Source organism: Streptomyces sp. NPDC033229, assembly GCF_055576875.1.
This window is the reverse complement of the sequence record NZ_JBVIQR010000084.1, coordinates 1-12,260: the sequence shown is the minus strand read 5'-3', so window position 1 is coordinate 12,260 and position 12,260 is coordinate 1. Positions and strand designations below refer to the sequence as shown.

Below are 12,260 nucleotides of genomic sequence, written 5' to 3'. Positions count from 1 at the left end.
CGAGTTCGTGGCCTGGCTCGCCCGGCGCGGACGCCGGCTGTCCTACTCCGTCGGCACGGTGATCACCGGGGCCATCCACCAGCACGTCCTGAAAAACCCGGCATCGGCCTGGACCCCGGTCCTCGAGACCGGCGGCGAGGTCCGGGACGGAGCATGGGTCGCCGAACTCGCCGGCGACATCCTTCAGGGCTGGCCCGACGACACTGGCAGAAGAGGAAGTGCGCTCGTGCTCAGAGCTGTATGTGGTCGTGAGCACGTATGGGGATTTGGTGGCGCGCCTCATTGGGCAGATCCTGCCGCACCAGGCTTTCCGAGTCCTTGCCCGCGAGAGGGATACGCACACCCTCGCCGGCTCCGTCGAGTGGATCCGCTCCGCTGAAACCGGACTCTGGCACCAGTGGGACGAGCCATGGACCGCCTGCCAGCACGGGCAGCACACACCGAGCATTCGGCTCGCCGCGTAGCTCCGCACCTACCCGCCCGCGGAAGGGGACCGCGGGATCGAGCTACTCAACCAGAGCGGCGGGGTCACAAAGGGCGGCAACGGCAGGGATCAGACTGCGTCGAGTGTGCACGATGGGCACGCGACTCGGCACCACTCTGTGGGGCCAGTTGGGTGACCTGTGCGCGGAGTGGCCCGAACGGCTCCACGCCCGGCAGGCGTGACAGCCCCCCGCTTTCGACGGAAGTAGCGGGCCTGGGAGGGATGGGGGGGGAGTCCGGGATCAGGCTTTGAGGAGAGCAACGTCGGCTACGCGGTGGGAGAGCTGCCGCACAGCTTGAGCTTTCCTGAATGGCTTCAGACGGAGCCGCATCGTGTCAAAGTGTTCGTCACCGCGGGCTGACGAAATGTGTTCGTAGTCTTCCAGGAAGCGGGCCCAGGATTCGCAGGCAGCATCCAAGTGCCCGTACTCAAGCTGGCGTTGCGCGAGCACAGCGTAGAAGTGCACCCTCCCTTGTCGCTCGTTGGAGGGCATCACCCTAAGTGCCTGTTGGAGTGCGCTGATTGAGCCCGGCAGGTCCTTCCCCTCGTACAGCACGTGGGAGACGTGAAAGGCGAAAGCGGACTGGTTGTATCCACCGATCGACTCACGCCGATTGTCGGCCTTCATCAGGGCGGCTTCTGTCACAGCTAGCAGGCTCCGCGCGCGGCGGTGATCCCCCACCATCGAATTAGCGTGTGCCTGTTGCCCCGTGAGGAACGCCTGAAGTCGGGGACCAGCCTTCGGCGCCGCTTCGGCTGCCGAGTCCGCCAGTTTGAGCGCCAACGGCCCGTACCCGAGGTTGGACGCCTGAAGACTCATACCACGAAGGGTGCGGCAATAGGTCACGTGATCTTCCGCCCGGCTGGCCAGCTTCAGCGCCTTAACGTAGTAGTCCTGAGCGGTGCCGTGGTCCCGCTCGTACATCGCCATCCAACCCGTCAGGTAGACCAGGTCCGAAGCCGTCGCCCACATGTCCTTCTTCACTGTGCCGCTGGCCTCGGCGCGGAGCCACGGCACCACCGTGTTGACCAGGAACGCCGCCGCCATCGGCCTTGCATGCGCCCCGCCGAGTTCGTCAAGAATATCGGCGATCTTGTCGGTCATCTTGCGAACCGCCTCGACCTGTCCGGCACCGATTCGTACGGTCTGTTTCCCTGGTGTCACCGGGGACGCCTCGGTCGCATGTGCGGAGGCGGAGAATACTGGCACTGCTAAGGCTGCCGAGAACAGGCCGGCTGCGGCCATGACGCCGCGACGCGATGGGTCCATATCGGCCCTTCCGAGGTCGACGATTCCTTCCACGGTGTCGACACCGGGCGGAGCCTGATCGGATGCGGCGAGCGGTAGCCCGGCCTCCGCGTGCGTCACAGTACGGTGCAGCTTGCGCGAGAACGCCTCAACGATCAGGCGCCTGACCGGCGGGTTCGGCACGGTGCCGCCAACCCAGTGCGAAACGGCCGATTGGTCGTAGCGAAGCCCTAGCCCGACCTCGGCCCCCATGCGGTTGATGATGAGCGCGAACTGAGAGCGCGACCATTTGGCCTGCTTAAGCAAGCGAGCCAAGCCCTCATTCGGGGTGCGCGTGCCGTTGGCCATATCTTCAACTCCCCACAAACTGCCCGGCTTTCATGGCTTTCATGCTCCGACCGTCACCTAACGGTACCGCTGCGCGTGTTCGACCGGTTGCGTAGTGCGCAGCCCGAACAACCCACGGGAGCTCACGATGGGAGCGGTACAGATGATGGACGCACTGGGGCGGCACCCAGGGGACCGTGTCACCCGGAGCGGGACCGCTGAGGATGCTGGCAGGGCAAGGGCGCTACCTAAGCGTGCACGACGGCGCCGACCGGTGCGGCCGGAGGTGCTGATCACTCGAAGGGGCTTCCTGCGGGGGGCGTCGCCCGGCGGTGTGCGGTTCCCGTGTTGGGTACCGCGCGGCGGCTTCGCGGCACCGACTCCGGCAACCTTGCGAGCCGTCGCAGCGGGACTCAGGCGGTGGTCGGCATGACCCGTGCGGTACTGCTGATCTCCTCATCGGTGACCGACGGGGAAGACCTCTTGCCCGGAAGCATGAAGTACCCCGCCTGTACCTGCCCGCAACACCAGGCCGGGAAGGGGAAGCCTGATACTTCCGTGCGGCTGACCTCCCCGCCGGCCAGTACCCCTCAGCGGGGCGGTGATCCCCAGTGAGACGACTGTGGCGGCGCATCTGCTGGGCGCCCGCGGACTTTCACAGGTGGTGGTGTCTGCAAGGGCAGTTCTCCCGTCCTGTCCGGGCGGTCTGGCCCAACCGGCGACGCATCCACGCAGAAGTGCGCGCAGCGATGGCCGTACCCGGCTATCACGAAGAAGCGTTGCAGCGAATCGAGCTGTCCGTGAGGCTGCACCACGCCCACGAGTTCATGATGACCCCCGCCGGACAAGACCACCTGCTGCGCGCGATCTTCGGCGCGGAAGCCGAACAGATGATCAGGGGGCGTAAATGAGGCGGCCCCTTCCCCCGCACGAAGCAAGGCGTACCGACGGGCGCCGCGCGTTTGCTGAAAATGCGGTCGAGACAGCCCACACCACACCTGAGCTTCCTACAGACGGTCAGGACACACGCGGCCTACAACAGATCGTCGTGCCGTGCGATATCGGCTACCGCTCGGGGACGCTGGTGGCTGACATGGACACCGGACGGGTGGGTGTCCTGCTTGTCGGCGGGGATTACTCGCTCACGGTGAAGACTGACGCGGAGACATGGGTGCCCAGCCCTGACCGACTGCGTCTCGCGAACGACGAAGAGCGTGCGGCGTTGCGCCTGGCACCCCTGGAGCGGCCGTGAGCGGTGGACTGCCATACCTGTTGCCGCACTCCAGCGGGCCGACATCCAGCACATCACGGATCTGTGAACGGTGCGTCCGCGACGAGCGAGCGGTAAAGGCAGCCGACGAAGCCGGAGACGACATGGCTGCCCTAATTGCCCACCGCCGGCAACGGCAGCACTGGCGCAGCGCTCACCCGGATAGCCCGGTGAACGCCCGGTGACCCGGCGCTAGGCGAGCTCACCGAGGTGCGTGAAGCCGTCAAGGGTTGAACCTCTCGCCCCTGATCCCCCGTTCCCTGCCGGTCCGCCATGGCTCCCCCGCCTGGAAATCCCCGGCAGGGAACGGGCCCCTAAACACCGTCCTGGTCGACACGATCCCGGACCAGGACGGGCAAGACGCCCGTCCGGTCGCTTCGTGTCAGAGCTGTGCGGCCGGACGGGTGCACCACCGCACGACGACGCAGGGGTGGTCCCTGCGTCGGCACAGTGCCGGTCCGGAAGGAGCGCGCGAAAATGGGCAAGAAGAGTGACGACGACTGGGACCCGAACGAGAACAGGGACCAGGTAACCGACCCCGACACGGGGGTCTCCCAGAACGGTAACGTTCATACGAGCATGGCCGATGACGAGGAGCGCGAAGGGAAGTAGCGCATGATCCACGGCGAGAATCTGGTGAAAGATCTGCGGCGCGACCATGGCTTCATACACATCGGGCGCACTAAGGACGGCAACGCTGTGATCATGCGCAAGGGCGACCGTTGGACGGTCGTGCCCCTTCGGTTGCTCACCAATGAGGCCGTGGACACGATCAAGGCTCAGGCCGGAATCAGCCTCGTCTGAGCAGACCACCAGAGCCCCGTCCGTGTCCTCTTCCGAGGAGCGCGGGCGGGGCTCCGCCATTTAGCGGGCCCCCGGCTCGTCCCATTCCCCCCGCTGACCCGCACCCCGGCGGACCATGGGGAGACCAAACCAGGGACCCACCATGATCGTAAACGCGGCAGGGCTACTGCTCGCCTCCGGCGGACTCGTCCTGGTGCTGCTGTGCGGCACCTGTTACGCGACTGCCCTTGCCCCACTCAGTTTCCACGAGTCCACGTTCCCGGAGTACCCGCACCGCTCGGCGGGCGGTTTCCCGAGCTACGCCGTGCGTCTTGCACAACTCCGCTTCTGACGGAATCGGATCACCGGGGCCGTACGTGCCCGCCTTGATAGAGGCAGTGAGCGCCTCCAGCACCCGCATATACGGGGCGCGTGGGGCGTTCGGATCGGTCGGGCTCTCAGGCATGGGGGAAGCGTAGACAAGTGGCCAACGATCAGCTACTTAGACAGGCGGACAAGTTAGACAGGTAGACAGGTTAGACGTGTGGGTCTACCGTCGTTCGCGCAACAAAAACGCCCCGGAAGACCGCTTAGGACCGGTCAACCGGGGCTCCGCCGAACAGCTTGTTAGGAGCTGAACGACTCATGCGCGATGTTATCGCCCTCGCCCTGGTGGCGGTGCTGGCACCCGTTGCGGTTCTGCTGTTCCGCCTACTCGTACCCGCCGGCGGGCACCACGCGGCCGACCCCGCCTGTCGGCCCTTACCGGCCGCCGGGCCCGCACCGACCCTGCACCCCGCCGCACGCCGACCGAAGCCGTGGTCTACGCCCAGTAGCGCGCAAGTCCGAGCGATCTTCCACGCCGAAGAGGTGCAGGGGCTTACGCCGGAACAGCGTGAACGCTGGTGGGCCACGGCGTTCGCCGAGATCGGCGTTGAGTACACGTACCGCTACGACGGCGACCACTTCGCAGCTCTGGCCGTGGTCGCATGACCATCGCAAGACGGTTCCCGCCCGTCCACCCCGCCCCGCTCGTCAAATGCTGCGAGTGCGACATCGCTACCACTGCCCCCGTGGAAGTCCGCTACATAGAGCGCCAGAGCGGACCCGGTTTCCCTCTCTACGCCTGCCCGCGCTGCGCACCGCGTCTCGTCCCCGGCCCGCACCACAACGACGTCATCCGCAACCGCTGACACGCTCGGGACCCTGCCCCGTTCGGCCACTGGGCCGGACGGGGCTTTCGTGTTTCCGCGGCCTTACTGCGCCATGCGTGGAAGCATGCGGTGATCTTTCATGTACTCCAGGGGAGGGACCGCGAAGCAGCGGAAAACGTGGGTGGTCATCGGTGCGGGCGTCTTAGTCGTCGCAGGTATCGGAGCACTGACCGGGGGCGAGGACTCCGAAAAGGAGAAGGAGGACACCGCGAAGCCGGCAGCCACCGCACCAGCAAAGCCCGCCGACAAGCCGAGCAAGGAAGCGCCCAAGTCCTCGGGCGTTCCCTCGCCCGACCCTGAACAGACTGCCGCACTGATACGCGCGCTCGGAGCAATCGAGCCCGGTTTGGTCGTCAAGGAAGCCCGAGCCGTAGACCGTGCGCGGAACGTCTGCTCAGACATCAAGGCAGAAAAGCCCGCCGCGACAGTTCAGGGGAACGCCAAGACTCGATACGAGGGGGGCACGGTGCCGAGCCTCACCGACAAGCAAGCGGCAGACATCGTGACCGCCGTGAAGTCGTCGTTCTGCGGCTGACCCGCCCCAGACAGCAAAACGCCCCGTTCGGCCCAAGTGCCGTGCGGGGCTTCTGCGTTCTCTGACGTGCGCGTATGCTCAGAACTGGTAGTCAGGAGTGTTGGGGTCCTGCATCACGATGCACGAATCGTGGTCGTCAGCCAGCAGCCGCACGCGTACCGCGCCCAGCGCGACCAGTCGTGTGTATTCGGCCTCCAGCGCGGCCAGGCGTTCTTCGCCTACGAGTCCAGTGCCGACCCGCACGTCGAGATGCACCCGGTTCTTGGCGGTCTTCCTTTCGGGAACGCGCTGGAAGAACAGCCGCGGGCCCGCGCCCGAGGGATCGCTGCAGGCGAACCACGAACCCCTGTCCTCAGGCGGCCGCGAGCGATCGAAATCGACCCACGTGGCGAACCCCTCCGGCGGCGGCGGTACGACGTACCCCAACACCTCGCACCAGAAACGAGCGACGCGCTCAGGTTCCGCGCAGTCGAAGGTGACCTGGAACTGCTTGATAGATGACGTCGGCGCACCATAACAGAGGGCTCTGTGGCTCAACTCCCCGCAGCCTGAGGCGTCGTGTTCCCCGGAGAGAGCTCACCCCGAGCCGACCCGGCCACCCACCCCAAGGCCCCGGCCACCAAATCCAGCGCCCTGCTCGACCCACCGACCTACCAAGCGGTCGTTCGTGTGGAATTAGATGTGCATAACCATCACGCCGCGATTCACGCCAATTCCCACGGAATGCTGTCTTCACGGTATGCGGAAGGCCACGATCTCAACGCATTCTCCGGCCGGCTCGGACAGATGATGGAGCGCTCATGACGCGACCCGATTCGCATGCGCCCGGCATAGAAAGCCCCTCCGTAAAGTTCTCCAGTGCTCCACAGCGCGCGCCGCTGCGACACCATCGGTTCAGTGGTGCGTGAGGCGCTGCGGCATGAGGCGGCACGCCTAGGCCCTCTCTTTCGGATCACGTCGGACCAGCGGGCGGCGTCGAGGCGCGGGACAATGTGGCGACCGGTCGGCCGTTCGCGGAGGGGCAGAGAGTGGCACTGACGAAGAAGGGTTCCCGCCGCATCGTCATCGACGGTGTCGAGTACCGCTGGCGGGTGAGCAGGAACCGCCGGTGCTGCGAATACCACCTCGGCACCCTGGGCTACGTGATGGAGGACGCGGCCGCCCCGGGACGACACTCGTCGTGGAGACCGGTCGACCGGCCGTCATGGAACCGGACCTGGTGCCGGCCGAGCTCGTCCTGCCGCGCGAGGTCGCCGCGGGAATCCGGGCCGCGCGGTCGAGCGGCTGGGCGCCCCGCTCCGACGGCTCGCCGTTCGAGCCGCGCCTTTCCGCCGCCGGCTGACCGGGACGGAGCGCCGGAGGGTCCAAGAAATGGTTTGCCGACCCGGTGGCTGTGTGTCACCGTTCGGCCTGGACCGGCAGTTGATCATCGGCGGCCGGTCGATGTCGACATGTCGGCGGCCTCTCGGGGATCCACCGGAGAGGTGACGAAACGATGGGAACCGGTGCCGTGGGGAACAGTTACGAGGACGAGTGTCGCCGGGCGTTGGCCGAGGAGCAGGCGAAGAGCCTTGCCGGGACGAACAACTGGGAGCATGTGGACAGGGAGCGGGTCCACCAGGACTGGGACGTCCTGTACCAGGAGATCACGGCTTTCCTGGACGGTGGCTCCCTGCCAGGGGACCAGCAGATCCAGGAGCTCGTCCGCAGGCACTTCGACATCGTCTGCCGGTTCTACACCCCCTCCAGGGAGGCTTACGTCGGCATGTCGCTCTTCTACGCCGAGGACGAGGCCATGAGGGCGTTCCACGATTCCTACCACCCCGGGATGGTGGAGTTCCTGGGCGCCGCGATCAAGGTGTTCGCCGAGCAGGGGAGCGGGTTCGCCCCCAGCGCAGGGGCCGAGGCTTCGGCGTAGTCGGGCGACACGGGCCAGGGCGGAACGGCCCGGCTACGAAGTGGCCGCAGCCGCGCAAGAAGACCTCCCGGCCGAAGCCGGGGGGCCTTGCCTCCTGTGCGGGTCAGCTGGGCATCACCCCATCTTCCCTGCTCCCGCGCAGCACCACCGCGGACGCGGCGACAGCGGCGACCGTCTGAGCACATGCGCTCACGTGATCCGGCGGGAGGGCCGCCGTGAGCCCCACCACGACCATGCCGACGAGGATGACCTTGAGACGAGGCTTGCAGTGAAGGGGGTGGCGGGGTACATCATGTGAAGAGGCCGTCAGCACTGTTGCCGTCCTGTCTGCCGCGAGAGCGGCGGTCCGGTCGCCGGGCGTCCTCACGATGCTTGCGAGGCAGAGGCGCCTGGCGGCCGCTGAGTTGGTGCTCCGAGTCTCGCGACGTCCTTGCGGCTTCGTAAGGGGGTCGAGAGAATACACGGAGAAACTGCGCTTTTCGCGAGACAACAGGTGTAGACCACATGCCACGTCGCGCAACGCCGCTTGATCCCGACGACGGCCCGCAAGCTCGATTCGCCCTCGCTCTCCGCCGGTTACGTGACCGAGCCGGCTTCGACGCCAAGACGATCGCAGTCATCGGAGCGGAGAACCACATCCCGAAGTCGACGCTGTACGCCGCAATGCGCGGCAACACCCTCGCCAACAACATCGCTGACCAATCCAATATCGCTCTCGTCAACACTGCGAAGGTGGCGGAATACGCACTCGTGACCGCCTGACCCCCCAGTCGCCCAAGGCGCGGACGCGGTCGGCCTCAGCCCTGTCCCCCGGCAGGACCAGGCGCAGATTCAGCTACGCCGTCGACAGGTGGACGCCGGGCAGCACGTTGAGGATCAGCCGCGCGACGGCGGTGTACGCCGGCACGATGCGGGTGTCCTCCAGATCGGCCTGGGAAGGCACAGCGCCGAACGGACGCAGTCCGCCGGGTTCCGTGATCCAGCCGAGCAGGGGACACCGCTGTCATGCATGTCCTGGGCTACGGCATCGTAGAAGGCCGGGATCGATCAACATACTGAACCGGTGACTACTGAAGACTTCTTGAAACGGCAGGGATCGCTCCAGGCGGAGGCCGACCAGGTCGCGGCCGACCTCGGGCTGGCGGCGCTGCTGGCGGACCGCGGCGAAGCCGTCCGCGTCGGCAGCGCGGCGCTCGGCCTGATGGTGCGCCGGGACCTCGACATCACCGTGATCTGCCCGGAGCTCGACGCCGCCACCGTGAAGGCCGTCGCCGGGATCGGCGCCGAACTGGCGGTGCACGACCGGGTGCGGCAGGTCCGCTTCCGGGACGACACCGGGCACTGGAACACCGACCCCCTGTACCCGGACGGCCTCTACCTGGGCGTCGAGTACCGCTCCGGCACCGGAGCGGAGTGGACCCTCGACATCTGGTTCGTGGACGAGCCCGACCGCCAGCCCGACCTCGCCCACGTCCACACGCTGCCGCCCCGGCTGACCGACACGCACCGGTGCACGATCCTACGGATCAAGGAAGTGCTGGCCGGACGGCCGGAGAACGGATCCACGGTGCCCAGTTGCCACGTCTACCGGGCGGTCCTGGACCACGGGGTCACCACGGTCGAGGAGTTCGATGCGTGGCGCGCCCGGAGCGAGGGCTGAGACCCGGAGCGGACGAGGGGCGTACACGTGCTCGTACGCCCCTTGCCGGTCAGCCGATCGGTGTGTAGTCGAGGTCCGGGAAGGACGACCGGGCGCTGGCCACCATTTACTGGGGCGCGGCCGAGCGCTACCTCGACGACGAGGACCCCGGGCCGCTCCACCCGTCGGCGGCCGTGGCCGACAGGGCCGGCCGGGCCCTGGCCGCCCGTCTCTCGGTCCCGTTCCGCTTCGCGAGCCCGCACACCCCGGACGACGAGGCCCCCCGCTGGCGTCCGTGACACCGCCTCGGGCGGGGGGGGTGGAACACTCGGTCAGTTGAAGTTGGGCCAGTCCCAAGGCGTCCAGCCCGACCCGAGGGCGAGGCGCGTCCTGCTGACGACGGGGCCGTTGCTGTTGTTGAGGTAGATGGTCGTCCGGAAGTCGCCCCCCACCTGCTGATCCTCCACCTTGACAGCGTTCGTGGCGCGGGCAGAACCGACGGGATCGGGCTTGCCCAAGGACACCCATCCGGTCCACTGATTGCTGATGGTCCAGCGCGTCCACACCGCATAGTCGAGGCCGACCAGGAACTGTTCCTTCTGGCCGTTCGGAAGCGCGTGGTTCGTTACGCCGTAATCACATATGTACTTGCCGCCGCCCCCCGCGGTGCAGGTGTCGGTTGCCTGAGCCGGCGTGACGGCCACGGCCAGTCCTGCGATGGCGGTGATGGCGACAACCGTAGCCTTGAACTTCTTCAACCTGAGCACCTTGTTCTCTCGATGTGATCCATGCGACTCGGGCCTTCAGGCCCGGCCATGACACACCGTCACCCTACTGGTCGAATCGGCGAACCGCGCTCACGTACCGCCGTCGGCGCCCTCACCGCCGCCTCCGGCCTCCCAGCGCAGCAGGTCCCCCGGCTGGCACTCCAGCACCTCGCAGAGCGCCGCGAGCGCCGCGAAGCGCACCGCCTTGGCCCGGCCGTTCTTGGGCACCGCCAGGTTGGCGGGAGTGATCCCGCCGCGTTCGGCGAGTTCGCCCACGGACATCTTCCGCTTGGCCAGCATCGCGTCGATGTCGACGGCGATCGGCATCAGAGCACCTCGTCCAGCTCGGCCTGCATCCTGGCCGCCTCGACGTCGCGCGCGACGGCCTGGGCGAGCAGCAAGACAAGCTCAGCTCTGATGGACAGCGGCCCCGCCGGTCAGGCGGTGGGGCCGTGGTCTCCTTCGAGGAGCGTCTGTACGATCTGGGGCCGGTCCCAGAGGGCCAGGATCTCGTTGGCGATGGCCGCCACCGACAGCCGGGGCCGCCGTCAGACGTCCGGCCGGTGCTACGACGGCGCTCCCCCGCCCGCCGCGTTCCATCCCTCCAGGAAGGCGGCGAGGGCGCGGCGTTGCTCTTCCTCACGGGCGACCTGCCGGGCGAGGACGTCACGGTCGGCGTACGGGGCGACGGCGGCGAGGACCAGACGCTGGAGCTCGGCCGGCTCCAGGCCTCCACCTCCCACTGCACCGGGCGGCGGGGGTCTAAGCCGTAGCGGCGGGCGAAGGCCGACCACCTCGGATCGCCGCGCTTGCCCTCGGTCGCGGGCAGCTCGTAGGCGCGAACCTGGTCGTAGGTCAGCAGGACACGCTCCGTCCGGCTCCAGCAGCCCGTACGCGCTACCCGGTCCCGTTCGATGTCCTCACCCGAGCAGTCGAAATCACCGACCACGACAAGAACCCCGTCGCGCGGGTCGGCGGTGACGCGGTCGTGGACGACGTCGGCGTACGACTGCGAGCCGAAGCCGCGGGCCACCAGGACCGGGATGCCCGCGTACGCGAGACAGCCGGTCAGCTGCTGCCGAAGGGTGTCCTTCTCGGCGGCGACGTACAGCGCATGCTCCTGCCCTTCGGTGCGGTCCAGCCGGAACCAGTCGGGCATCTCCGCGACGAACGCGTCCGCGTCCGGCCAGGCCGACGGCACGTGGACCTCCCGGACGGTGTCGATCAGGTCGGGGAAGCGGCCCTCGCGGCGGGCCTTGGCCAGCTGCGCGGACAGCCGCCGGTACATCGGCGCCGTGTGCGGCAGCACCCCTTCGGAGACCAGGCAGTACAGCACCTGCCGCAGCGTGACCTTGAGCGGCGCGTACCCGTCCACGATCTCCCGTGCCCGGTCCACCACGAAGGCCACCGCACCCGCTCTGTCATACCGGTACTTGTACCCCTCCCGCCGACCGGACAGGGGGAGGCAGTCGAGGGTGTCCGGGCACGAGCCGGGGCGTTGAACGGGCATGGACCTTCACGCTCTCGGCCGGGTCAGCACACTGCTGTACCGTGCCCACGCCGCGCTCAGCGCCACGGGCGCCGTGCTGGAGCCGGGCAGCGCCAGGGCGCACGCCGAGGCGGGCGACGGGCTCGGCGAGGGAGGCGAACTTGCTCACGCAGATCACGATCCGGGTCCCGCAGACCGTCGCGTCCGCAGGCACGTGGACGCGCCCGTACTCGCTGGAGTCCTGGGTGTCCCGCTCACACTCGCACAAGGCACCGAAGTCCGCTTCGAGCCGGCGCACCAGCTCGCCGAACTTGAGGCCGGTCGCCGCGCGGTCGTAGTGCAGCGGCCGTTCCAGCCGCTCCGGGTCATCAAGTTCGCGCAGCAGGGCCAGCAGTTCTGTCTCACTCTTCGCCATCCGCACATCCTGCCGCCGCCTGACCATGATGGCGCCGTCGGCCTCGGTGAGCGCGTCGCTTTGTTGTGCGCGGCCGTTAAGCGACCAGCCGATGGCGGTGTCACGCCGTTGCACGGTGGCGGCCCGGGGCGCGTCGGCGGCATCCCGCGCCTCTGGTGGACGTCGTGCTG

Annotated in this window: 16 protein-coding genes and 3 pseudogenes; 11 read left to right on the top strand and 8 right to left on the bottom strand. The window is 67.7% G+C overall.

Annotated features, from left to right (window positions below):
• A pseudogene (locus ACZ53N_RS34555) lies at window positions 1-235 on the top strand (IS1380 family transposase); the annotation flags it as partial.
• Window positions 236-725: 490 nt separating this feature from the next.
• Here the strand turns inward: ACZ53N_RS34555 and ACZ53N_RS34550 are convergent.
• Window positions 726-2,081 (bottom strand): hypothetical protein, encoded by a 1,356-nt coding sequence (locus ACZ53N_RS34550; RefSeq protein WP_469144733.1) that lies wholly within the window; start codon window positions 2,079-2,081, stop codon window positions 726-728.
• A 716-nt stretch (window positions 2,082-2,797) separates the two neighbouring features.
• Here ACZ53N_RS34550 and ACZ53N_RS34545 point away from each other — a divergent pair.
• The 3 genes from ACZ53N_RS34545 to ACZ53N_RS34535 all read left to right on the top strand — a co-directional run bounded on the left by ACZ53N_RS34545 (window position 2,798) and on the right by ACZ53N_RS34535 (window position 4,134).
• A complete protein-coding gene (locus ACZ53N_RS34545; protein ID WP_391029316.1) occupies window positions 2,798-2,971 on the top strand; it encodes a hypothetical protein in 174 nt (57 codons plus the stop codon).
• 836 nt (window positions 2,972-3,807) lie between these two features.
• Window positions 3,808-3,942 carry a hypothetical protein gene (locus ACZ53N_RS34540; protein WP_391029314.1) on the top strand — a complete coding sequence of 45 codons (135 nt, stop codon included), beginning with the start codon at window positions 3,808-3,810 and terminating at the stop codon, window positions 3,940-3,942.
• Between the two features lie 3 nt (window positions 3,943-3,945).
• The gene (locus ACZ53N_RS34535) at window positions 3,946-4,134 is read left to right on the top strand and encodes a hypothetical protein (RefSeq protein ID WP_391029312.1); all 189 of its coding nucleotides are present in this window, start codon (window positions 3,946-3,948) and stop codon (window positions 4,132-4,134) included.
• Window positions 4,135-4,297: 163 nt separating this feature from the next.
• On the opposite strand, the gene ACZ53N_RS34530 is transcribed toward ACZ53N_RS34535, so the two are convergent.
• The gene (locus ACZ53N_RS34530) at window positions 4,298-4,534 is read right to left on the bottom strand and encodes a GntR family transcriptional regulator (protein ID WP_469144734.1); all 237 of its coding nucleotides are present in this window, start codon (window positions 4,532-4,534) and stop codon (window positions 4,298-4,300) included.
• 224 nt (window positions 4,535-4,758) lie between these two features.
• Here ACZ53N_RS34530 and ACZ53N_RS34525 point away from each other — a divergent pair, with 224 nt between their 5' ends.
• The 3 genes from ACZ53N_RS34525 to ACZ53N_RS34515 all read left to right on the top strand — a co-directional run bounded on the left by ACZ53N_RS34525 (window position 4,759) and on the right by ACZ53N_RS34515 (window position 5,862).
• Window positions 4,759-5,106, top strand: coding sequence for a hypothetical protein (locus tag ACZ53N_RS34525; protein WP_391029310.1), 348 nt, complete (start codon window positions 4,759-4,761; stop codon window positions 5,104-5,106).
• Window positions 5,103-5,306 (top strand): hypothetical protein, encoded by a 204-nt coding sequence (locus ACZ53N_RS34520; protein WP_391029308.1) that lies wholly within the window; start codon window positions 5,103-5,105, stop codon window positions 5,304-5,306. Before ACZ53N_RS34525 ends, ACZ53N_RS34520 begins: the two co-directional genes overlap by 4 nt.
• Window positions 5,307-5,448: 142 nt before the next feature.
• The gene (locus tag ACZ53N_RS34515; RefSeq protein ID WP_469144732.1) at window positions 5,449-5,862 is read left to right on the top strand and encodes a hypothetical protein; all 414 of its coding nucleotides are present in this window, start codon (window positions 5,449-5,451) and stop codon (window positions 5,860-5,862) included.
• A 78-nt stretch (window positions 5,863-5,940) separates the two neighbouring features.
• On the opposite strand, the gene ACZ53N_RS34510 is transcribed toward ACZ53N_RS34515, so the two are convergent.
• On the bottom strand, window positions 5,941-6,399 hold the full coding sequence (locus ACZ53N_RS34510; protein WP_469144731.1) for a VOC family protein: 459 nt from the start codon (window positions 6,397-6,399) through the stop codon (window positions 5,941-5,943).
• Between the two features lie 643 nt (window positions 6,400-7,042).
• Between ACZ53N_RS34510 and ACZ53N_RS34505 the strand changes: the two genes are divergently transcribed.
• From ACZ53N_RS34505 to ACZ53N_RS34490, 4 genes are all read left to right on the top strand, one after another.
• Complete coding sequence (locus ACZ53N_RS34505) at window positions 7,043-7,204, top strand: hypothetical protein (protein WP_469144730.1); 162 nt, start codon at window positions 7,043-7,045, stop codon at window positions 7,202-7,204.
• 153 nt (window positions 7,205-7,357) lie between these two features.
• Window positions 7,358-7,780 carry a TipAS antibiotic-recognition domain-containing protein gene (locus ACZ53N_RS34500; RefSeq protein WP_469144729.1) on the top strand — a complete coding sequence of 141 codons (423 nt, stop codon included), beginning with the start codon at window positions 7,358-7,360 and terminating at the stop codon, window positions 7,778-7,780.
• 504 nt (window positions 7,781-8,284) lie between these two features.
• Complete coding sequence (locus tag ACZ53N_RS34495) at window positions 8,285-8,542, top strand: hypothetical protein (RefSeq protein ID WP_469144728.1); 258 nt, start codon at window positions 8,285-8,287, stop codon at window positions 8,540-8,542.
• 301 nt (window positions 8,543-8,843) lie between these two features.
• The gene (locus tag ACZ53N_RS34490) at window positions 8,844-9,440 is read left to right on the top strand and encodes a hypothetical protein (protein WP_469144727.1); all 597 of its coding nucleotides are present in this window, start codon (window positions 8,844-8,846) and stop codon (window positions 9,438-9,440) included.
• Between the two features lie 311 nt (window positions 9,441-9,751).
• Here the strand turns inward: ACZ53N_RS34490 and ACZ53N_RS34485 are convergent, their stop codons facing one another.
• The 5 genes and pseudogenes from ACZ53N_RS34485 to ACZ53N_RS34465 form a co-directional block, all read right to left on the bottom strand.
• Window positions 9,752-10,177: a hypothetical protein gene (locus ACZ53N_RS34485; RefSeq protein ID WP_469144726.1), complete on the bottom strand. Its 426-nt coding sequence runs from the start codon at window positions 10,175-10,177 to the stop codon at window positions 9,752-9,754.
• Window positions 10,178-10,276: 99 nt separating this feature from the next.
• Window positions 10,277-10,513: a helix-turn-helix domain-containing protein gene (locus ACZ53N_RS34480; RefSeq protein WP_469144725.1), complete on the bottom strand. Its 237-nt coding sequence runs from the start codon at window positions 10,511-10,513 to the stop codon at window positions 10,277-10,279.
• A pseudogene (locus tag ACZ53N_RS34475) lies at window positions 10,513-10,593 on the bottom strand (DUF2975 domain-containing protein); the annotation flags it as partial. The gene ACZ53N_RS34480 and the pseudogene ACZ53N_RS34475, both read right to left, overlap by 1 nt.
• A gap of 159 nt (window positions 10,594-10,752) precedes the next feature.
• Window positions 10,753-10,929 carry a hypothetical protein gene (locus tag ACZ53N_RS34470; RefSeq protein ID WP_469144724.1) on the bottom strand — a complete coding sequence of 59 codons (177 nt, stop codon included), beginning with the start codon at window positions 10,927-10,929 and terminating at the stop codon, window positions 10,753-10,755.
• A 678-nt stretch (window positions 10,930-11,607) separates the two neighbouring features.
• Window positions 11,608-12,260: pseudogene (locus ACZ53N_RS34465) on the bottom strand (hypothetical protein); the annotation flags it as partial.

Excerpts from the sequence above, each read along its gene's own strand:
- ACZ53N_RS34540 (WP_391029314.1), top strand. The coding sequence starts at position 3,808 with ATGGGCAAGAAGAGTGACGACGACTGGGACCCGAACGAGAACAGGGAC.
- ACZ53N_RS34535 (WP_391029312.1), top strand. The coding sequence starts at position 3,946 with ATGATCCACGGCGAGAATCTGGTGAAAGATCTGCGGCGCGACCATGGC.
- ACZ53N_RS34530 (WP_469144734.1), bottom strand. The coding sequence starts at position 4,534 with ATGCGGGTGCTGGAGGCGCTCACTGCCTCTATCAAGGCGGGCACGTAC.
- ACZ53N_RS34495 (WP_469144728.1), top strand. The coding sequence starts at position 8,285 with ATGCCACGTCGCGCAACGCCGCTTGATCCCGACGACGGCCCGCAAGCT.
- ACZ53N_RS34480 (WP_469144725.1), bottom strand. The coding sequence starts at position 10,513 with ATGCCGATCGCCGTCGACATCGACGCGATGCTGGCCAAGCGGAAGATG.
- ACZ53N_RS34520 (WP_391029308.1), top strand. The coding sequence starts at position 5,103 with ATGACCATCGCAAGACGGTTCCCGCCCGTCCACCCCGCCCCGCTCGTC.
- ACZ53N_RS34500 (WP_469144729.1), top strand. The coding sequence starts at position 7,358 with ATGGGAACCGGTGCCGTGGGGAACAGTTACGAGGACGAGTGTCGCCGG.
- ACZ53N_RS34550 (WP_469144733.1), bottom strand. The coding sequence starts at position 2,081 with ATGGCCAACGGCACGCGCACCCCGAATGAGGGCTTGGCTCGCTTGCTT.
- ACZ53N_RS34525 (WP_391029310.1), top strand. The coding sequence starts at position 4,759 with ATGCGCGATGTTATCGCCCTCGCCCTGGTGGCGGTGCTGGCACCCGTT.